Source organism: Flavobacterium sp. (assembly GCF_027483985.1).
Taxonomy (GTDB): Bacteria; Bacteroidota; Bacteroidia; order Flavobacteriales; family Flavobacteriaceae; genus Flavobacterium.
The window spans coordinates 62,775-85,411 of the sequence record NZ_JAIXTJ010000043.1; the positions used below are offsets into that span (position 1 = coordinate 62,775).

The 22,637-nt window shown below is 35.2% G+C and carries 13 protein-coding genes; 8 read left to right on the forward strand and 5 right to left on the reverse strand.

Annotated elements, in window-relative coordinates; translation table 11 throughout:
- Positions 1-764 precede the first annotated feature (764 nt).
- Entirely contained in the window at positions 765-4,634 is a 3,870-nt protein-coding gene (locus Q0050_RS11645; protein WP_298395848.1) for a T9SS type A sorting domain-containing protein, read from the forward strand.
- Positions 4,635-5,080: 446 nt separating this feature from the next.
- On the opposite strand, the gene Q0050_RS11650 is transcribed toward Q0050_RS11645, so the two are convergent.
- Both Q0050_RS11650 and Q0050_RS11655 read right to left on the reverse strand, forming a co-directional pair.
- Entirely contained in the window at positions 5,081-5,290 is a 210-nt protein-coding gene (locus Q0050_RS11650) for a hypothetical protein (RefSeq protein ID WP_298395851.1), read from the reverse strand.
- A 116-nt stretch (positions 5,291-5,406) separates the two neighbouring features.
- Positions 5,407-6,996, reverse strand: coding sequence for a peptide chain release factor 3 (locus Q0050_RS11655; protein ID WP_298395854.1), 1,590 nt, complete (start codon positions 6,994-6,996; stop codon positions 5,407-5,409).
- A gap of 228 nt (positions 6,997-7,224) precedes the next feature.
- On the opposite strand from Q0050_RS11655, the gene Q0050_RS11660 reads away from it, so the two are divergent.
- From Q0050_RS11660 to Q0050_RS11685, 6 genes are all read left to right on the forward strand, one after another.
- Complete coding sequence (locus Q0050_RS11660) at positions 7,225-9,189, forward strand: peptidylprolyl isomerase (protein WP_298395857.1); 1,965 nt, start codon at positions 7,225-7,227, stop codon at positions 9,187-9,189.
- Positions 9,190-9,203: 14 nt separating this feature from the next.
- Entirely contained in the window at positions 9,204-10,610 is a 1,407-nt protein-coding gene (locus Q0050_RS11665) for a peptidylprolyl isomerase (RefSeq protein WP_298395962.1), read from the forward strand.
- A 58-nt stretch (positions 10,611-10,668) separates the two neighbouring features.
- Entirely contained in the window at positions 10,669-11,622 is a 954-nt protein-coding gene (locus tag Q0050_RS11670; protein WP_298395860.1) for a MoxR family ATPase, read from the forward strand.
- A 482-nt stretch (positions 11,623-12,104) separates the two neighbouring features.
- Complete coding sequence (locus Q0050_RS11675) at positions 12,105-12,455, forward strand: hypothetical protein (RefSeq protein ID WP_298395863.1); 351 nt, start codon at positions 12,105-12,107, stop codon at positions 12,453-12,455.
- 330 nt (positions 12,456-12,785) lie between these two features.
- Positions 12,786-15,557 (forward strand): bifunctional aconitate hydratase 2/2-methylisocitrate dehydratase, encoded by a 2,772-nt coding sequence (locus tag Q0050_RS11680; RefSeq protein WP_298395965.1) that lies wholly within the window; start codon positions 12,786-12,788, stop codon positions 15,555-15,557.
- A gap of 112 nt (positions 15,558-15,669) precedes the next feature.
- Entirely contained in the window at positions 15,670-17,931 is a 2,262-nt protein-coding gene (locus Q0050_RS11685) for an aconitate hydratase (RefSeq protein WP_298395865.1), read from the forward strand.
- A gap of 61 nt (positions 17,932-17,992) precedes the next feature.
- On the opposite strand, the gene Q0050_RS11690 is transcribed toward Q0050_RS11685, so the two are convergent.
- The 3 genes from Q0050_RS11690 to Q0050_RS11700 form a co-directional block, all read right to left on the reverse strand.
- Positions 17,993-18,364 carry a hypothetical protein gene (locus tag Q0050_RS11690; RefSeq protein WP_298395867.1) on the reverse strand — a complete coding sequence of 124 codons (372 nt, stop codon included), beginning with the start codon at positions 18,362-18,364 and terminating at the stop codon, positions 17,993-17,995.
- Positions 18,365-18,588: 224 nt separating this feature from the next.
- The gene (locus Q0050_RS11695) at positions 18,589-20,037 is read right to left on the reverse strand and encodes a glyceraldehyde-3-phosphate dehydrogenase (protein ID WP_298395870.1); all 1,449 of its coding nucleotides are present in this window, start codon (positions 20,035-20,037) and stop codon (positions 18,589-18,591) included.
- A gap of 173 nt (positions 20,038-20,210) precedes the next feature.
- On the reverse strand, positions 20,211-21,602 hold the full coding sequence (locus Q0050_RS11700) for a trypsin-like peptidase domain-containing protein (protein WP_298395873.1): 1,392 nt from the start codon (positions 21,600-21,602) through the stop codon (positions 20,211-20,213).
- 215 nt (positions 21,603-21,817) lie between these two features.
- Here Q0050_RS11700 and dapF point away from each other — a divergent pair, with 215 nt between their 5' ends.
- Positions 21,818-22,621 carry a diaminopimelate epimerase gene (gene dapF / locus Q0050_RS11705; protein WP_298395876.1) on the forward strand — a complete coding sequence of 268 codons (804 nt, stop codon included), beginning with the start codon at positions 21,818-21,820 and terminating at the stop codon, positions 22,619-22,621.
- Positions 22,622-22,637 lie beyond the last annotated feature (16 nt).

Here is a 22,637-nt window from a genome sequence, read left to right on the forward strand (position 1 = left end):
TTTAGTGATTAGTCCTTAGTGATTAGTCCTTAATTAGATTAACTTGTCCTTTGGACTCGAGGATTAAATAGAAAGCCCTTCCGGAAACGGAAGGGTTTTTTTTGTATTAAGATTGGAGTATTAAGTAGTAAGACTTTGGATTGTTGATTGAGGATTGAGGATTGAGGATTGAGGATTGTTGATTGAGGATTAAGGATTAAGGATTGAGGATTGAGGATTAAGGATTGAGGATTAAGGATTGAGGATTAAGGATTGAGGATTGAGGATTGAGGATTGTTGATTGAGGATTGAGGATTGAGGATTGAGGATTGTTAATTGTTTTACTCGTCCTTTGGACTTGAAATGTTAGAAGAAGCTTTTTCGGAAATGGAAGGGCTTTATTTCACTTCGACAAGCTCAGTGACCGCACTTCTGCAAGCTCAGTGACCGCACTTCGACAAGCTCTGTGGCCGCACTTTGGTAGGCTCAGTTTAAATGTTTTGATGGGAGTTTTTTTGTTGTTACTTGTTTTTTTCTTTTTCATTGGTTAAAATCCCTATTTGTAGGGATTTTTTTTGGCATTTAAAAAGTGAATTTTGTTATAACATTTAAATCCTATAACTATGAAAAACATTATCCCAATGAAATGGTTCGTCCATCTTCTTAAAATTTTAAACCTTAAGAGTAAATTGCTATTTGATGAGTTTGAGTTTTTAATGTATTTCGGCTCAAGGTCTAAATTTACTTTTAGGTCGTTTTCTTCTTTAAAAGTGTTGTTATTTTTTATGGTTTTTTTAATTTCAAATTTTTGTATTGGTCAAATTAATTTTACTAATTCACAAAGTGCTGCTTTGGTTGTTGGTCAAGCTAATTTTACTTCAAATGTTGCTAGTTGTACGCAAAGTGGACTTTATGCACCTTCTTATACCGCTATAAGTTCAAAAGGAGTTTTGGCTGTTAGTGAGCAAACTGGAGGTCGTGTGAAATTATGGAATCCCACTCCAACGGCTAATGGTGTGAACGCAACTGTAGTTGTTGGAAAAACTAGTTTTACGGATTGTACTAATGCTGGAGCCAATCAAGCAAGTATTAGTAACTCCAATGGTGTTGCTTTTTCACCTGATGGGAATAAATTAATTGTAACTGATTTTAGTAATAATAGAGTGTTGATTTGGAATACTATACCTACCGTAAATGGACAGAATGCCGATGTGGTTCTGGGTCAACCTAATTTCACATCAGGTTTTGGCGGTGTTTCAGCTACCGCAATGAATGGTCCAACTGGTGCTTATGTAAGTAGTGATGGCCGCTTGTTAATTGCTGATCGAGGAAATCATCGAATTTTGATTTGGAATAGCATTCCAACTACCAATAATAAGCCTGCTGATGTAGTTGTTGGTCAGACGATTTTTACTTCTCCTGGTGGCGGAAGTTCTGCTACAACAATGGTTAATCCTTGGGGTGTTTGTGTTTCTCCCGACGGAAAGTTACTTGTAGCTGATTCTGCTAATAATAGAGTATTGGTTTGGAATACGATTCCGACTGTCAATGGCGCTGCGGCTAATGTTGTAATTGGTCAGGCTATTATGGGAACTAATGGTGCTGGTACTACTTCGAGCAACTTGAATGCTCCCATTGGTGTGACTGTTTCACCCTCAGGTAAAGTAGCTATTGGTGAATTTGGAAACAGTAGAGTGCTTGTATACAATTCTATTCCTACTACTAATGGTGTTGCTGCTGATGTTGTTTTGGGTCAACCTAATTTTACCTCTTCTACAGCTTTATACCCTTCAGGTTCGCCAACCAATAATAATATGTTCAGCGTATATAATGCCTCTTTTGACTTGTATGGACGGTTGTATGTTGCTGGAAGAGAAATGAATCGTGTTTTGGTTTTTGGTGCTGCACCTGCAGTGCAAGCCAATTTAGGTATCGGAATTACATCCAATATTTCAACGGCTTGTTTGGGAACGAGTAATACTGTAACTATAACCATAACTAATGCCACTGCGACTGCCGCTTCTGGTGTAATTGCAACGGCAAGTTTGCCAGCAGGTTTTACTTATTCTTCTCACGCCGCTTCGGCAGGAACCTACAATCCTTCTTCTGGTTATTGGAACGTTGGAACTGTTCCTGCAAGTGGCTCAAGAACATTAACTATTAATGGAATCGCAACTGTTTCAGGAAGTTTATCTGCTTATGCTTCTATTATTCAATCGAATCAATTGGATCCAGTTTTGTCCAATAATGGCGCAAGTGTTTCTTATTCTATTCTTAGCGAGATTCCTGTACCAGCCGGAAGTACGACTCAAACTTTTTGTAATGCTGCAACTGTTTCCAGTTTAGTGGCTTCTGGTTCTACTATTAAATGGTATGCTACTCCGGTATTGGGTACTCCATTGGCAGCTGGTGTTTCTCTAGTTAATGGAGTAACTTATTATGCTTCTCAAACCATTAGTTCGTGTGAAGGTATCACTCGTTTGCCGGTGACTGTTAACATACAATCCCTTTTAAATTATTATCAGGATTCAGATAGCGATGGTTTTGGTAATCCGTTGGTATCGACAACTTCATGTGTCCCTGTTTTGGGTTATGTATCAAATAATTTAGATTGTAATGATTCGCAACTTCAATATGCTGATTTTGATGGAGATGGATTTGGTTCTACTACTTCAGTTGCTTGCGGAGTTACAAACAATTTAGATTCTAACGATACTTTATTGACTTATGTTGATGCCGATGGCGATGGATTTGGTTCGACGGTTTTAGCAGCCAATGGCGTTACGAATACTTTAGATTGTAATGATAATCAATTGCAATATACTGATTTAGATGCCGATGGTTTTGGTACTTTGCCTTTAGTTGCTTGTGGAGTTACAAACAATTTAGATTCTAACGATACTTTATTGACTTATGTTGATGCCGATGGCGATGGATTTGGTTCGATGGTTTTAGCACCGAGTGGTGTTACTAATGCTATAGATTGTAATGATAATCAATTGCAGTATACTGATTTAGATGCCGATGGATTTGGTACTTTGCCTTTAGTTGCTTGTGGAGTAACAAATAATTTAGATTCTAACGACAATTTATTGACTTATGTTGATGCCGATGGCGATGGATTTGGTTCGACGGTTTTAGCACCGAGTGGTGTAACTAATGCTTTGGATTCGAACGATAACTTATTGACTTATGTTGATGCTGATGCTGACGGCTTTGGTTCGACCACTTTAGCTCCGAATGGAGTTACCAATTCCATTGATTGTGATGATAACGAAGTACGTTATTTAGATGCAGATAATGACGGCTTTGGATCTGTTGCTATGATAAAAGTAGCTTGTGGTGGAAGTTTGTTTTCAACTGATTGTAATGATGCTAATGCAGCGATTAACCCAAATGCGGTTGATGTATGTCATGATGGAATTGATAATGATTGTAATGGTGTAATTGATAATGTTGGTTTGCCTGGTGGTTGTACTCCAATTGTTGGTTCATTGCCAGCAGGAACTTGTGGTACTACATTAGCTGGTTGGTATTCTACCGTAACCGCTAATTGGACTAACTTTGCTCAAGGTTATAGATTCAGAATCACTAAGGTTGATTTGAATACGAACGCTCCACTTGCAGCTCCAATTATTATTGATAGACCAACAAATAATATTTCGTTAGCAAACGTTCCAGGAACTACTTATAACTCTCGTTATATGTTTGAAATTGCTGTACGTTTCAATAACGTTTGGCAACCCTTCTTTGGTGCTCCTTGTTTTTTGAACACACCAAATCCAGTTTCGACTATTGGTGCTCAGTGTGGTACTACGTTAACTACAATGAACCAGTTTATTTCGGCAACTGCTGTTTCAAACGTTACAGCTTATAGATTTAGAGTAACTAGAGTAGTAGGTGGCGTTCCGACAGGAGCTTCGCAAGAAACTACTCAGCCTTCTAACAAATTTAATATGGCTCAGTTGAGTGGTATTTTATTTGCAAGTACTTATAGCGTTGAGGTTTCGTTAAGAAATACCGATGGAACATTCTTGCCTTACAATGCGCCGTGTGATATCAAAACGCCAGCTCATCCAACTACGCAAATAAGAACAGTACAATGTAATAACTATCAAGTAGTAAGCAGCAATGAGTTGATTATTGCTGATGGAGTAGCAGGAGCGACACAATATCGATTCAGAGTTTATGATGGTGCTGGTTATGACACGTTCTTTGATAATACGGTTAATCGTTTTACCTTGAATAATTTCCCAGGATTGGTTCCGAATGGAGAAGTTTATTCTGTGCAAGTTGCGGTTAAATTACCGAGTGAGCCTGACTTTGGTCCGTTTAGCAAAACGTGTTCGTTTAGAACTCCAATGCAAGCTAGATTTATAAGCGAAGATGTACAATTGGAAATAGCAAACACTTTTGAAGCTTTTGCTTATCCAAACCCATTTGCAGCAAACTTTAAACTGGATATTAAAACTAACAGCGAAGCTAGTATTCAAGTTAGGGTTTATGATATGCTAGGAAAACTTGTAGAGGATAGAATTATCAATGCTTCTGATGTTCAAGAATTTGAATTAGGACAGCAGTGTCCTTCGGGAGTTTATAACGTTGTTGTGGCTCAGGAGGCGAGTGTTAGGACGCTTCGTGTTGTTAAACGATAGTTTTTCAGTGTTCAGTGTTCAGTGTTCAGTGTTCAGTGTTCAGTGTTCAGTGTTCAGTCGTTAGTTTACCTCGTCCTTTGGACTCGAGATTTAAAAGCTCTTTCGGAAACGGAAGGGCTTTTTTTCACTTCGGCAGGCTCGGTTTTCAGTTGTCAGTTTTCGGTTGTGGGTTGTAGGTTGTAAGTTGTGGGTTGTAGGTTTTGGGTTTTGGGTTTTGGGTTTTCGGTTGACAGTTTTCGGTTTTCAGTGAGCAGTTGTCGGTTTTCGGTTTTCAGTTTAACTTGTTCTTTGGACTTTTGGGAAAGGGACTTTTTTTTAATTTTTATATAGAAACCTTGTTGCTTGTTTGTTTTGATTGAATTTATTTTGAGGTTTGCTTTTTGGGTTTGAGTAAAAAAAAAAACCACTTCGTAAGAAGTGGTTCGGGTATATTTTAAAAAATAGGTTTAAGCCTCTTTTGTTGCATTTTTTAATTTGTAAAATGCAAACGTTACTCCCAAAATTAAAAGTAATATTAATTTACCATTTATAGGCGCTGGAGCAGGATCGACACCTTCTACAGGTCCTTCGTCTCCGTCATCATTTGGTTGTGCAAATACGATGAAATCGGATAATAATAGGAAAGTAAAAAAACAAAATTTTAAAAATTTATTCATAACAGCATTTATTTTGTGCAAATATAAAATGAATTTTCAAATAATTCCTTATTATTCGCATTTTATCGATGAAATGAACGTTAAAGTTTCCTTAAACGTTATAGTTCGAAAAAAAATTAATCAAATTCTGACGTAAAAAATAATTTTACGCTAGGGTATTTGCTTTGAGTCATTTGAATAGTAAAATCAGAGTCAGCTAAAAATACCAATTGACCGTATTTATCGTGGGCAAGGAATTTTTGTTTTACACGTTTGAATTCCCTGAATTCTTCATTTTTAGCATCATCGGGTTTTACCCAACAAGCTTTGTGCACAGGGAAGTTTTCATAAGTACATTTTGCGCCATATTCGTGTTCCAATCGGTATTGAATTACTTCATATTGAAGTGCACCAACGGTTCCAATTACTTTTCGATTGTTCATTTCTAATGTAAACAACTGTGCAACACCTTCATCCATTAGCTGATCAACACCTTTTTCTAGTTGTTTCGCTTTCATTGGATCAGCATTGTTGATGTATCTAAAATGCTCTGGAGAGAAACTTGGAATACCTCTGAAGTTCATTAATTCACCTTCCGTAAGCGTATCTCCGATTTTGAAATTTCCGGTATCATGCAATCCAACGATGTCTCCAGGATAAGATATGTCTACAATTTCTTTCTTTTCTGCAAAGAACGCATTTGGACTTGAAAACTTTAAATTCTTATTCAAGCGCACGTGCATATAGGGTTTGTTTCTTTCGAATGTACCCGATACAATTTTGATAAAAGCTAAACGATCTCTGTGTTTCGGGTCCATGTTAGCGTGAATTTTAAACACAAAACCAGATAGTTTTTCTTCTTCAGGATTAACCAATCGCGTGTCAGATTCCTTTGGTTTTGGCGTTGGCGCTATTTCCACAAAGCAGTCAAGTAATTCTCTAACTCCAAAATTATTTAATGCTGAACCAAAAAATACCGGTTGTAAATTTCCATCTAAATATTCTTGACGGTCAAATTTTGGATACACTTCTCCAATTAATTCTAATTCTTCGCGCAGTTTTTGAGCAGGTTTGTCTTTTATTAATTTTTCTAATTCAGGACTATTTATGTCAGAAATGGCGATGGTGTCTTCAATGTTTTTGCGGCTGTCACCACTAAACAAGTTAATGTTTTGTTCCCAAATGTTGTAAATACCTTGAAAGTCATAACCCATTCCGATAGGAAAACTTAATGGCGTTACGTGAAGTCCTAATTTTTTCTCCACTTCATCCATCAGGTCAAACGCATCTTTTCCTTCACGGTCTAACTTGTTAATGAACACAATGATCGGAATTTTTCGCATTCTACAAACCGACACCAATTTTTCTGTTTGTTCCTCCACACCTTTAGCTACGTCTACTACGACAATTACGCTATCAACTGCTGTAAGTGTGCGGAACGTATCTTCTGCAAAGTCCTTGTGACCAGGAGTATCTAGAATATTAATTTTTTTATCCTTGTAGTTGAAGGCTAGGACCGAAGTGGCTACCGAGATACCTCTTTGGCGTTCGATTTCCATAAAGTCACTGGTTGCGCCTTTTTTTATTTTATTGTTTTTTACAGCACCAGCTTCTTGAATGGCACCTCCAAAAAGTAATAATTTTTCAGTTAAAGTTGTTTTTCCGGCATCAGGATGTGATATAATTCCGAAAGTTCTACGACGTTGTATTTCTTTTAAAAAGCTCATAATTGTTATAATGGACTGCAAAAATACTATTTATTAAATAAATAACTAATGGAAGTTGTCAATAGAAAAAAACTTCTAAATATTTCTGTTAATAAATTTTTGTTAATAGTAGTTGCTATACTTGTATAATACCTTCGATTTGTTACTTTTGTTGATTGTAATGTTTGTTGTGATATTCGTGACCAACAGCAGATTATTGCTTTCATTTAGTTAATTAATTTAAAAAGTATGAAGTTAAAACAATTGTTTTTAGGATTAATAATGGGTCTTGCTCTTACGGCAAATGCTCAAAATAAATCTAAAGAAGTTTTATTCACCATTAATGACAAAGCCTACTATACCGATGAGTTTGTTAGGGTTTATAACAAAAATTTGGATTTAGTTAAAGATGAATCTCAAAAAGATTTGAATCAGTATTTAGATTTATATATTGGATATAAGTTGAAAGTGAACAAAGCTAACAAGTTGGGATTACAAGACAATCCGCAGTATTTAGCTGAATTAAAAACTTACCGAGCACAATTGTCTAAAAACTATACTACAGATTCTAAGGTTACTAAAGAATTGGTTGATGAAGGATATCAAAGATTGCAAAAAGAAGTAAATGCTTCTCATATATTAATTTTAGTTGACGAAAATGCTTCTCCTGAAGATACGCTAGCTGCTTACAACAAAACTTTAGCAATCAAACAACGTTTAGTTAAAGGTGAAGATTTTGGTACTGTTGCTGCTGAGGTTTCACAAGATCCATCCGCTAAAGAGAATAAAGGAAATTTAGGCTATTTTACAAGTTTTAGAATGGTTTATGCTTTTGAAAATGGTGCTTATAATACGCCGCTTGGCACAGTTTCAAATCCGATAAGAACTCGATTTGGATATCATTTGATAAAAGTTAACGATGTTCGAGCTAATAGAGGTGAAGTAGCTGTTGCCCATATTATGATTTTGAAACAAAAGGATAATGTTGAAGTAACTACTGCAAAAACTACTATTGACGATATTTATAAAAAACTGCAGCAAGGTGAAAAGTTTGAAGAATTGGCCAAACAATTTTCAGAAGATAAATCTTCCGCTTCTAAAGGTGGTATTCTAAATCGTTTTGGTTCAGGGCAATTGAGTTCAGAGGAATTTGAAAATCAAGCGTTTTTATTGACTAAAGAAAATCCGGTTTCGGCTCCATTTGAAACACAGTTTGGATGGCACATCACTAAATTAATAGAACGTTTTCCAATAAAATCATATGAAGATTCAAAAGTGGAATTGGAAAATAAAATTGCTAAAGATGATCGTTCTAGATTAATTACTAATTCGTTGACCGAAAAATTAAGAAAAAAATATCCTGTAAAAAGAGATGCTAAACTTTATGCTTCCTTGGTTAAATTAGTAACCAACGATTTTTATGAAGCCAAATGGAGTTTGCCTGCAGATGCTAAAAAGTATACTGGAACACTTTTCAGTGTAGGCACAAGAAATCTTACAGGCACCACGTTCTTAGACTATATTTATTCGCAACAAAAATCAGGAATTGCAATAAAGCCTATCGATAAGTTGGTTGAAAAAATATTCCAAAACTTTGCTGATGAGCAACGCAACCAATTTAATACTGAAAATCTAGAAAATGAATTTCCAGAGTTTGCTTCCATAATGGAAGAATATCGTGACGGATTGCTTTTGTTTGATTTAATGGACAAAGAAATTTGGCAACGTTCTAAAACCGATTCTGTAGGATTGAAATCGTTTTATGAGACTCAAAAAGGAAAGTACCTTTGGAAAACTCGTGCGAGTACAGAGATTTACTCTTCTAAAGATAAAGAAACTATGGTTAAAGTTTTGGCACTGCTTAAAAAAGGGAAAACACCTAAAGATATCAAAGATAAATTCAATACACCAGAAGTTTTAAATGTTATGTTGTATGAAGGTACTTATGAAGAAGGTGACAGTGCTTTGCCTCAAGGTACGAAAATGGAATTAGGACTTTCTGAAATCACGAATAAAGGTGAATACTTTTTTATTACTAAAGTAAATAAAGTACTTCCAGCAGGATCCAAATCTTTGGAAGAATGCAAAGGAAAGTTGGTCAATGATTATCAGCAATATTTAGAACAAAATTGGGTTGACGAGCTCAAAAAAGAGTTTACAGTAAAAATTAATAAAGACGTTTTTGAAACGCTTAAAAAACAAATTAAAAAATAATAAACGAAGTAATGATGAAGGTATTGAATAACAAAATTGTACAAGGAGTTTTCCTTTTTTTAATTGGTTTTTCTGTAAACGCACAAGAGATAATTAAAGATAAAGAGCCAGAGAAAAAAGCAATCAGCACGCAACAAAAGCGTCAACGTGTTGATGGCATTGTAGCTACTGTTGGAGATTATACGGTTTTAGATTCTGATATAGATAAGGCTTTTCTTGAAATTGAAGGTTCTGGTGGTTCTGTAAAAGACATTACGAGATGCCAAATGTTGGGTAAACTTCTTGAGGACAAACTGTATGCGCACCAAGCCATTCAGGATTCTATTGTTGTAAAAGACGAAGAAGTGAAAGAAAAAATGAACCAACAAATAGACTATATGGTAGAACAACTTAAGTCTATGGAGAATGTGGTGAAGTATTTCAAAAAGAATAACGAAGACGAGTTCAAAACAGAACTTTTTGAAATCTTGAAACAACAAAAATTAGCTTCTGAAATGCAGAAGAAAATTGTAGATCCTATTCAAATTACGCCAGAAGAAACTAGAAATTTTTTCAAAAAGATTCCACAATCAGAACGTCCAATGTTGGGTGCTGAACTTGAAATCGCCCAAATTGTTATTGCTCCTAAAGTTACTCAAGCCGAAAAGCAAGTGGTTATCGACCGATTGAAAGAAATTAAGAAAGAAGTAATGGAAGGTGCAAGTTTCAAGACTAGAGCCGTGATTTATACCGAAGATAGAGCTTCTATTCCTTCAGGTGGTTTTTATAAAATCAATAAAAAAACACCGTTTGTAAAAGAATTTAAAGATGTTGCTTTCTCCCTTCAAGAAGGTGAAATTTCAGAACCATTTGAAACCGAATTTGGCTATCATATTATTATGTTAGAAAAAATTAAAGGTCAGGATTTGGAATTGCGTCATATTTTAATGATGCCTAAAGTTTCTGCTGAATCACTAAGAGAAGCTAAAGAAAAAATTGAAACCCTAAAAGCAAGAATTTTAGCCAAAGAGATTACGTTTGCTGATGCTGCAAGACAAATGTCTGATGAGAAAGAAACTCGTGCGAATGGCGGAACTTTGATCAACCCAAAGACACAAGATACGCATTTTGAGTTGACTAATATGGATCCAACTATTTACGGACAAGTTTCTAATTTAAAGAGCGGTGAGGTTTCTTCGGTTATTTTAGATGAAGATGCTAAGGCAGGAAAACGTTACAAAATCATTATGGTAACAAACAAAATCGATGAGCACGTTGCCGATTTTAGTAAAGATTTTGTGAAGATAAAAGAATTGGCTCTTAAAGAAAAACAAATCAATGCTATCGCAAAATGGACCGATGCTAAGGTTAAAGAAACTTATATCAAAATTAATGGTGAGTACAAAGACTGTACTTTTACTAACAATTGGTTGAAAAAATAATAGTGTGTTTTGGATTTAAATGGATAAAAAATCTAAAATCTAATATCTAAAATTAAATATGTCAGACGTTACAGCTATACAAAATTTAGTTCAGAAAAGACTTGAGCTTAAAAAAGAAATTTCCAAAATAATTGTTGGTCAAGATGATGTTGTGGATCAAATTTTATTGAGCATTTTTTCAGGCGGACACGCTTTGCTTGTTGGTGTTCCGGGATTGGCAAAAACTTTAATGGTTAATACTATTTCTCAGGCTTTGGGATTGAATTTTAAAAGAATTCAGTTTACGCCCGATTTGATGCCGTCGGATATTTTAGGAAGTGAAATTTTGGATGAAAACCGTCAGTTTAAATTTATAAAAGGACCTGTTTTTTCAAACATTATTTTGGCTGATGAGATTAACAGAACGCCACCAAAAACCCAAGCGGCTTTATTGGAAGCTATGCAAGAACGCTCGGTAACTATTGCGGGTCATAATTATAAATTGGATTTACCTTATTTTGTATTAGCTACCCAAAACCCTATTGAGCAAGAAGGAACTTATCCTTTGCCAGAAGCACAGTTGGACCGTTTTATGTTTGCTATCAAGTTAGATTATCCTACGTTTGCAGAAGAGGTTGAAGTGGTTAAAAGCACTACATCTGATGCCAAACCATCTATTAACGCTTTGTTTTCAGCGCAAGAGATTATAGATTTTCAGCAGTTGATTCGTCGTATTCCTGTAGCGGATAATGTTATTGAATATGCCGTAACTTTAGTAGGGAAAACGCGACCGAATTCTCCCATAGCAACAGATTATGTAAACAACTATTTAGATTGGGGTGCAGGACCAAGAGCTTCGCAAAATTTAATTTTGGCAGCCAAAGCTAATGCTGCTTTCAACGGAAAATTCTCTCCAGACATTGAAGATGTTAAAGCCGTTGCGACTGGAATATTAAGACACAGAATTATCAAAAATTACAAAGCCGACGCTGAAGGAATTACTGAAGAAGTAATTATTAGCAAGTTGATGTAGTTGTTGCAAAAATATTTGAATCAAGCTCCGCAATTGTCTCCTGACTTTGCGGATTTTTTTATATTTGATAATCAGATTTTGCGTAGGTCAAGTTTTGTATGCATTCCCAATTATTTCCAAAATAAAATAGCTCCAAAAAAATGTCGTTATTTTTGCGCAAAGTCAGGTAAAATTTGCGCTGCTTAAGTAGGTTACTAATTTTAAATAAAAAGTTGCTTTGAGATGTTTTTAACAAGTATGACGAGTCAAGCGCTAGCATTATTAATTTGTTTTTATCTGTTTTGTAATAGTATTCTATTTTGTTTGATTTTAGGGATATTCTATTTTTTAAAATTGAATTTTTATTTTGCTACTTGGTATAAAAAGATTTTTTTGTTTATCGGAATTGGTGTAATTACTTATTCTATTTTATTTTTTTGCGAGAAACTATAAAATTAAATACCATTTGAAGTTTTTTTTCGTTTTCTAAAAAATTTATTACGATGAAAAAATGGCTACTTGTACTTCCGGAATTTTTTATTTTAGCATTAGCGCTATTTTGGTTTTTAGATAATTATTTGGGTGTTGGGTACATTAATTACTATACCATAGCTGTTTTTAGTATCGTAGCACTTCAGCTTTTTTTGAAAAATAAGATTATCGGAATTCTTCTTGGATCCATTTTTTTTCTTTTCGGATTGTATATGGTGTTGGCCGTACTTTCTGAGTTTAAAAAAATTACAACAATCAATTTTGCATCTTTTGAGTTAATTTCTGTTGGTTTTTTAATCTGTTTTGTATTGATTGCTTCTTCTATTGGAATGTTTTATAAAGCCGCTCCCAAAAAGTTTTAAGTTGACCTATTTTTTATGCTAATGCATTGACTTCATTGTGTTTTTGTGTTCTATTAAAGACCATTTTTAATCTATTTTTGGTTTGTTCTTTATTTGAATTGTATTTGTTCGCAATTGCCAATTAAAAAAATTAGTATTGAAAATTAACAATCATCAATTTTTCTTTCTTAAACTACGATTTTGATAAAAAATGTATAGCGAAATTCTCGTTTTCGCAAATTATTTCTTTGAATAAAGATAGTAGACTAAAAATTTTTTAATGGTATAACGTTTTCGTAAATTCGCGCTGCAAACATTAAAAATTAATTTATTATGACTTTTGGTACTGAAATGACTCTTTATAAAGACTACATTAAAGAAATTGAAGAAAGAAAAGGTCAAGGATTACACCCTAAACCAATTGATAGTGCTGATTTGTTAAGCGAAATTATTGCTCAAATCAAAGATACTACCAATCCTAATAGAGCACATTGCCTTACTTTTTTTATTTATAACACTTTACCGGGCACGACGCCTGCAGCAGGAGCAAAAGCTGCTTTTTTAAAAGAAATTATTCTTGGTCAAGAAGCTGTAGCTGAAATCACACCTACTTTTGCTTTTGAATTGTTATCTCATATGAAAGGCGGACCATCTATTGTGGTTTTGCTAGATTTAGCTTTAGGAACTGATGAAGCCATTGCCAAACAAGCTGCTGCAGTTTTAAAAACACAGGTTTATTTGTATGATGCCGATATGGCGCGAATAAAAGAAGCTTTTGAAAACGGAAATGAAGTTGCCAAAGATATTTTGGAAAGTTATGCAAAGGCAGAATTTTTCACTAAACTTCCAGAAGTTGCAGAGGAAATTAAGGTAGTTACTTTTATTGCAGGTGAAGGTGATATTTCAACCGATTTATTGTCGCCAGGTAATCAAGCGCATTCGCGTTCTGACCGTGAGTTGCACGGAAAATGTATGATTACACCGCAAGCTCAAGATGAAATAGAAGCTTTAAAAGCACAACATCCAGATAAAACAGTAATGTTAATTGCTGAAAAAGGAACTATGGGAGTTGGTTCTTCACGTATGTCGGGTGTAAATAACGTAGCGCTTTGGACTGGTAAGCAAGCTAGTCCGTATGTGCCTTTTGTAAATTTTGCGCCGATTGTAGCAGGAACTAATGGGATTTCACCTATCTTCTTAACTACGGTTGATGTTACTGGAGGAATTGGTATCGACTTGAAAAACTGGGTTAAAAAAACAGATGAAAACGGAGCTGTGGTTCGTGATGAAAATGGAGAGCCTATTTTGGAACAAGTTTATTCTGTTGCTACAGGAACGGTTTTAACTATCAATACAAAAACAAAAAAATTATATAATGGCGATCAGGAATTAATTGATATTTCAAAAGCCTTTACGCCTCAAAAAATGGAATTCATCAAAGCTGGTGGATCTTATGCTATTGTTTTTGGTAAAAAAATACAAACGTTTGCTGCTAAAACACTTGGCATTGAAGCACCGTTAGTTTATGCACCTTCCAAAGAAGTTTCTGTTGATGGGCAAGGCTTTACCGCTGTTGAAAAAATCTTCAATAAAAATGCAGTAGGTACGATTTCAAAAAAACCATTGCACGCTGGTTCTGATGTTCGTGTTACCGTAAACATTGTTGGTTCGCAAGATACAACTGGTTTGATGACGGCTCAAGAATTAGAATCGATGGCAGCAACGGTGATTTCTCCAATCGTAGATGGTGCGTATCAATCAGGTTGTCACACGGCTTCCGTTTGGGATAAAAAAGCGCAGGCTAATATTCCGAAATTGATGAAATTTATGAACGAGTTTGGTTTGATTACCGCTCGTGATCCAAAAGGTAAATATCACGCTATGACGGATGTTATTCATAAAGTATTAAACGATATTACAGTAGATGAATGGGCTATCATAATTGGTGGTGATTCCCATACTAGAATGTCTAAAGGTGTGGCTTTTGGTGCTGATTCAGGAACCGTTGCCCTTGCTTTAGCCACTGGAGAAGCTTCGATGCCGATTCCAGATTCAGTTAAAGTGACTTTTAAAGGTCAAATGGCTAGTTATATGGATTTCCGTGATGTGGTGCATGCAACGCAGGCACAAATGTTACATCAATATGGTGGAGAAAATGTTTTTCAAGGGCGCATCATCGAGGTTCATATTGGAACATTAACTGCCGATCAAGCCTTTACTTTTACCGATTGGACTGCTGAAATGAAAGCAAAAGCTTCCATTTGTATTTCAGAAGATGAAACATTGATTGAATCTTTAGAAATTGCAAAAGGCAGAATCCAAATTATGATTGATAAGGGTATGGATAATAAAAATCACGTACTTCAAGGATTAATTGACAAGGCTAATAAGAGAATTTCTGAAATTAAATCGGGTGAAAAACCAGCGTTGCGTCCGGATGCTAATGCTAAATATTATGCTGAGGTTTTGGTTGATTTAGATCTAATTGCTGAGCCAATGATTGCCGATCCGGATGTAAATAATAAAGAAGTTTCTAAGCGCTATACGCACGACACCATTCGTCCGCTTTCTTTTTATGGTGGTGATAAAAAAGTAGATTTAGGATTTATCGGATCTTGTATGGTTCACAAAGGCGATATGAAGATCTTAGCTCAAATGCTTAAAAATATTGAAAAACAACACGGAAAGGTAGAATTTAAAGCGCCTTTAGTAGTTGCTCCTCCAACTTATAATATTGTTGATGAATTAAAAGCAGAAGGTGATTGGGAAGTTTTACAAAAATATTCTGGATTTGAATTTGACGATGCAGCACCAAAAGGAGCGGCGCGCACCGAATATGAAAACATGTTGTACTTAGAACGTCCTGGTTGTAACCTGTGTATGGGTAACCAAGAAAAAGCATCTAAAGGAGATACGGTTATGGCTACTTCTACGCGTTTGTTTCAAGGAAGAGTTGTAGAAGATTCTAATGAGAAAAAAGGCGAGTCTTTACTTTCTTCAACTCCAGTTGTCGTCTTGTCGACAATTCTTGGTAGAACACCATCAATTGAAGAATACAAACTAGCTGTTGACGGTATTAACTTGACTAAGTTTGCACCATCACATAAATTGTTGGTTGGATAATCCCTCCTAAATAATCAAATCTAAAGCCTAAGTTAAATCTTAGGCTTTTTTGTTTATATGTGTTTATTTTTGTAAATTAGTAGGATTAATAAAGAACTTAAAATTAGACACTATGGCTTTTGATATTGAAATGATTAAAAAGGTGTACGGAACTATGGCAGCTCGTGTGGATAAAGCACGTGAGTTAGTTGGTCGTCCTTTAACACTTTCTGAAAAGATTTTATATTCGCATTTGTGGGAAGGAACGCCTTCTCAAGCATTTTCTAGAGGAAAAGATTATGTTGATTTTGCGCCTGATAGAGTAGCTTGTCAAGATGCAACGGCTCAAATGGCCTTGTTACAATTTATGCATGCTGGAAAGAAAACCGTAGCGGTTCCAACAACAGTGCACTGTGATCACTTGATTCAAGCGAAAGTAGGTGCGACTGCTGATTTAGCTGTAGCGAATTCACAATCTAAAGAAGTTTTTGATTTCCTTTCTTCTGTCTCAAACAAATACGGAATTGGTTTCTGGAAACCAGGATCAGGTATTATTCATCAAATTGTTTTAGAAAATTATGCTTTTCCAGGAGGAATGATGATTGGTACCGATTCTCATACCGTAAATGCTGGCGGATTAGGAATGTTAGCTATTGGTGTTGGTGGTGCTGATGCGGTTGATGTTATGTCGGGTATGTCTTGGGAATTGAAATTTCCAAAACTTATCGGAGTTAAATTAACTGGAAAATTAAATGGATGGACCGCTCCAAAAGACGTGATTCTAAAAGTGGCTGATATTCTTACTGTAAAAGGTGGAACTGGAGCGATTGTGGAATATTTTGGCGAAGGTGCGATCAATATGTCTTGTACCGGTAAAGGAACTATCTGTAATATGGGTGCTGAAATTGGAGCTACGACTTCCACTTTTGGATATGATGATTCTATGCGTAGGTATTTAGCTGCAACTGGTCGTCAAGATGTAGTGGATGCTGCCGATACGGTTGCTGATTATTTAACAGGAGATGCCGAAGTATACGCGAATCCAAGTCAGTATTTTGATGAACTAATAGAAATCAATTTATCAGAATTGGAACCACATATTAACGGACCATTTACTCCCGATAGAGGAACGCCAGTTTCTAAAATGAAAGAAGAAGCCGCTAAAAACGAATGGCCTTTAAAAGTAGAATGGGGATTGATTGGTTCGTGTACCAATTCTTCTTATGAAGATATGGCTCGTGCTGCGTCAATTGTCGAACAAGCCGTTGCGCACGGAATTACTCCGAAAGCTGAGTTCGGAATCAATCCGGGTTCAGAGCAAATTCGTTATACTATTGAACGCGATGGCATCATTGCTACTTTTGAGAAAATGGGAACTAAAGTATTTACCAATGCTTGCGGACCTTGTATTGGACAATGGGATAGAGCAGGAGCAGATAAAGGAGAAAAAAACACCATCGTTCACTCGTTCAACAGGAACTTCTCTAAACGCGCTGATGGAAATCCTAATACCCATGCTTTTGTAACTTCACCCGAAATGGTTGCTGCATTAGCGATTTCGGGAGATTTATCTTTTAATCCGATTACAGATACTTTATTGAATGATAAAGGTGAAGCGGTGAAATTGCTTCCTCCAACAGGAGATGAACTTCCAAAAAGAGGTTTTGATGTAGAAGATGCTGGTTTTCAAGCGCCAGCTGAAGATGGAAGTTCTGTTCAAGTTGCGGTATCTGAAACGTCTGACCGTTTGCAACTTTTGGCTCCTTTTGATGCTTGGGATGGAAAAAATATTTCAGGTGCAAAATTACTTATTAAAGCTTTTGGTAAATGTACTACCGATCATATTTCTATGGCTGGACCTTGGTTGCGTTTCCGAGGCCATTTAGATAATATTTCAAATAATATGTTGATTGGTGCGGTAAATGCTTACAATCAAGAAGCTAACAAAGTTAAAAACCAATTGACTGGCGAATATGCTGCTGTTCCTGCTGTGGCGAGAGCTTATAAAGCGGCTGGAGTTCCATCGATTGTTGTTGGTGATCAAAATTATGGTGAAGGATCGTCAAGAGAGCACGCTGCTATGGAACCACGTTTTCTTGGTGTAAAAGCAGTTTTGGTAAAATCATTTGCCCGTATTCACGAAACGAACTTAAAAAAACAAGGTATGTTGGCTTTGACTTTTGCTAACGAAGCTGATTATGATAAAATTCAAGAAAATGATACCATCAATTTCTTAGACTTAACAGAATTTGCACCTGGAAAACCATTAACTTTAGAATTCGTTCACGAAGATGGTTCGAAAGATATTATTTTAGCCAATCACACCTACAACGAAAGTCAAATTGGCTGGTTTGTAGCCGGTTCAGCATTAAATTTAATTGCTGCTAACGCCTAGTTGGTTTGTGATTTAATTTCATAAAAAAAAACTCCTAAGAATTTCTTAGGAGTTTTTTTGGTTATATGTTTTTATAGATTTCTGTTAGTCCCGAATCCCATTCTACTGTTTCGTAATAGAAATTAAGTGTTGTGAGTTTTCCTTTTTGTTGAATGATAAATTTTCCTGTAACCCAAGCATTATCGCCTTTTATTTTTATCGTATCGCCTGATATCGGATTGGTTTCTTTGTAATGTTGGTATATTTTTCGGGCAATTTCTTCTTTAAGTTCTTTTTTAGAATTGAATGTACTGACTACAATCATACTTCCGTTATTATTTTTAACAATCAGCTCCATTCCATTATAGCCATATTTGTAGGTAGCAACTTTGGTTTTCTGTTGTCCAAAAGAAAACTGGGCTAGTAGTAGCAGTAATAAAAAGTATTTACTCATTGAAGTAAATTGGGGTTAGATTTAGATTGCTAAAATATCATTTTTATTGTAAAATAGTGACTTTTGTTTAGAAAATTAATTAGATTTTAATAAACAATGCTGGAAAGTGACTGTTTTGCTACTTAATGTTTGATAAAATGGGAATTCAAAGGTTGGTTATTATATAAAAATAAAATTCCGTTCCAAGTAAATGAAACGGAATTTTATTTTGAGTACTCTATCTGCTAGTAGTAAGTATAACGTCTTACTTTAGCAATATATTTTGCTAGTCTAATTACTTGGTGACTGTAACCGTATTCATTATCGTACCAAACGTAAAGAACAATATTTTTTCCATCGTTAGAAACTATAGTAGCGTTACTGTCATATATTGATGGTGCCGAAGTTCCAACAATATCAGATGATACCAATTCGTTATTTAGAGAATATTTAATTTGCTCTACCAATTCGCCTTCCAGAGCATATTGTTTCATAATGTTGTTAACCTCTGCAACCGATGTTTCTTTTCCAACTTCAAGGTTCAAAACTACTAAAGAACCATTTGGAACCGGAACACGAATGGCATTAGAAGTTAATTTGCCTGCTAAACTTGGTAACGCTTTTGCAACAGCACTTCCAGCACCTGTTTCTGTAATTACCATGTTCAAAGCTGCAGCTCTTCCGCGACGGTATTTTTTGTGCATGTTGTCTACCAAATTTTGATCGTTGGTATATGCATGAATAGTTTCTAAATGCCCTTTTACCACTCCAAGCGTATCTTCAACTGCTTTTAATATAGGCGTGATAGCATTGGTTGTGCAAGATGCTGCTGAAAAAATAGTAACCGTATCTGGATTATAATCAGTGTGATTTACGCCATAAACAATATTCGGAACACCTTTTCCTGGTGCTGTTAATAGCACCTTGTCTACACCTTTAGAAACTAAATGTCTTTGTAATGCTTCTTCCGTTGTAAAAACTCCAGTGTTATCGATTACTAAGGCATCTTCAATTCCGTATTTTGTATAATCAATTTCTTCAGGAGAATTTGCTGTAATAATGTGAACTGTTGTTCCGTTAATGATTAAGGCATCATTTTCGGCATCGGCGTTAACCGAACCTTCAAAGTCACCGTGAACGGAATCATATCTAAGTAAAGAAGCTCTTTTTTCTAGTGATTGTGCGTCGTTTCTATCACGAGTTACAATAGCTCTCAAACGGAGTTGTTGTCCCTTTCCAATTTTACTCATCATTTCGCGTGCTAGCAAACGACCAATTCTTCCGAATCCGTAAAGCACTACATCTTTTGGTTTGATGTCTTGCGATTTTTTAGCGTCTTTTAATTTGTCAATTACAAAAGCTCGTGCGTCATTGTATTTATTGTCTTCTAAATGGTATTCAAAAGTCAATTTACCGATATCTATTCTCGATGGTGGTAAATCTAAATTTAAAATAGCTCTTGCAATTTCAACTGAGTCGAAAACATTGATTGGTTTTTGTACAAATTCGCCTGCATATTCGTGCAAGTTCATAATGTCGCTTACGTTTCTGTCAATCAATTGATTTCTAAAAAGTACCAATTCAATTGACTTATCGTACCATAAATCACTGATGATTTTAATGAATTCTACTCCGGCTTTTCTTCTGTCGGCTTGAAAAGCAAGTTCTTTTTCGTATAAATTGTTGTCGCTCATGAAATAATAAATTGTTTAGTTGTGTTCGCTCTGAATTTGTTTCAGATTTTGAATATTTCGGTGCAAAAGTAATTAACTATAACGTTTTCGTGAAATTATTTCGTAACTTTTTTTAAACAAAAAAACCATTCTGAAAAAAACAGAATGGTTTTTACCTTTTATATAGAAACGTTTTAGATGATTATTCTAATGATTTGACCGTTTTTAGTCATTAATTGCACACTTGTTCCTTGGTTTTCATCTTTATTGTTGGTGATTCTGGAAACCGTTTCAACATCGGTAGCTTTGGAATTATCGATGGATAGAATGATGCTTCCTTCTAGTTCATCTTTATAAGGTTGAAGGCGTTCGTTATTGACCTCTTTAATTTTTACGCCGTAATCAATTCTAAATCGTTTTTTATCTTCATTTGAAATGCTTTCCAATTCTAATCCTTTAAAGTCGGTTTGGATAATGTCATTTTTAACTAAAGTTACCGCAACCACTTTAGTTTGTCCATCTCTAACATAAGTAACATTAATTTTATCGTTTGGACGTTTCGTATTAATATAACCTGATAATTCTGCAAAAGAAGCAATTTTTTGATTGTCTAATTTTTTTATGATATCGCCTTTTTTCAAACCCGCTTTTTCAGCACCTGAATTTTTATTGATTTTATTGATATAAAAACCTTCGCTTTCTTTAATTCCGAGTTCTTTGGAATAGTTGCCAGTCAATTCGCTTCCTTCAACACCTAAGATACCTCTTTGAACATTACCAAATTCCATAATGTCTTCGATAATTTTGCGGGTAATGTTTGACGGTACAGCAAAAGAATATCCAGCATAACTTCCGGTTGGTGAAGAAATCATCGTGTTAATTCCGATTAGTTCTCCACGGGTATTTACTAACGCACCACCTGAATTTCCTGGGTTTACAGCAGCATCGGTTTGAATAAACGATTGAATTCCTTTGGCATCTAAATTTCTAGCTTTTGCAGAAACTATTCCGGCAGTAACTGTTGAAGTTAAGTTATATGGATTTCCGACTGCCAAAACCCATTCGCCCACTTTGACTTGATCTGAATTAGCAAAAGTTGAATAGGGTAATTTTTCTTCAGCATCAATTTTTAACAACGCAATATCCATTTTAGAATCGGTTCCAATTAATTTCGCTTTGTAGGCTTTATTATTGTTCAAAGTAACTTCCAATTCGGAAGCGTCTTTGATTACGTGATTGTTAGTTACAATATAGCCATCTTCTGAAATAATAACACCTGAACCTGTTCCAATTTGCTCTTGTTGTTGTCCACCACGTGAACCATAAATAAAGTCAAAAATAGAATTGTTGTAAACGGTTCGAGTTGAAACATTTTTTACGTGAACTACGGTATGAATTGCATTTTCTGCTGCTGCAGTAAAATCTATATTTTCTGCACCCATTCCAACTGCTCTTGTAGCATTCATTGGTGCTTGGGTGATAATCGAATTTCCACTTCCTTCTTTTTCAATAAATAATTTATAAGCGCCAAGTGTTGTGGCACCACTTAACAAAGACACTAAAAATAAACTTGATAATCTTTTCATTTTTTAAATTGTTTTAAATCATTTAACATCAAAATTAGTAATTTATTATTTTCACAAATTCAGTTTAACGCTCGTTTAACAGACTTTAACGTATCATTAATATTCGTAACTTTGTTTTTTTAAAAGTGATTAGTGAGTAGTAACTTGTGATAAGTTTTACTGCATTTACACAAAACTTAATTCACTTCATTTTCTTAATGATTTAATATAAAAAAATGCAACTCCAATTTTACAAATATCAAGGAACCGGAAATGACTTTGTGATGGTTGATAATCGTCAAAATTTCTTTCCCAAAAACGATACCAAACTCATTGAACGACTGTGTAACCGCCGTTTTGGTATTGGTGCTGACGGATTAATTTTATTAGAAAATGACAATTCGACAGATTTATCTGCCGAGAACGTAGATTTTAGAATGGTCTATTATAATTCTGACGGTAACGAAAGTTCGATGTGTGGCAATGGTGGAAGGTGTTTAGTGGCTTTCGCCAAAAGTTTAAACGTCATTCAAAATCAAACTACTTTTATTGCAACCGATGGTTTGCATCACGCCACATTAGATGAAAATGGCATAGTTTCGCTTCAAATGAAAGATGTTGATGAGGTTAAAATTGCTTCAGAGTATGTTTTTTTAAATACGGGTTCGCCTCATCACGTGACTTTGGTGAATGATTTGGAACACTATAAAGTAAAAGAAAAAGGTGCCGAAATCCGATATTCTGATTTGTATGGAACAGCAGGAAGTAATGTGAATTTCGTGAATCAAATTTCAAAAAATCATTTTCGATTGCGTACTTATGAACGTGGTGTAGAAGACGAGACTTTGTCTTGTGGCACTGGCGCAACGGCAACGGCTATAGCAATGAATGTCTTGGGGAAAACCAATTCAAATAGTATTGTTATTGATGTGGAAGGCGGAACATTAAAAGTTACTTTCGAAAAAACGACTAAAGGTTTTGAAAACGTTTTCTTAATCGGACCAGCAACGTTTGTGTTTGAAGGTAAAATTGAATTGTAAAAATTTCCAATTATGT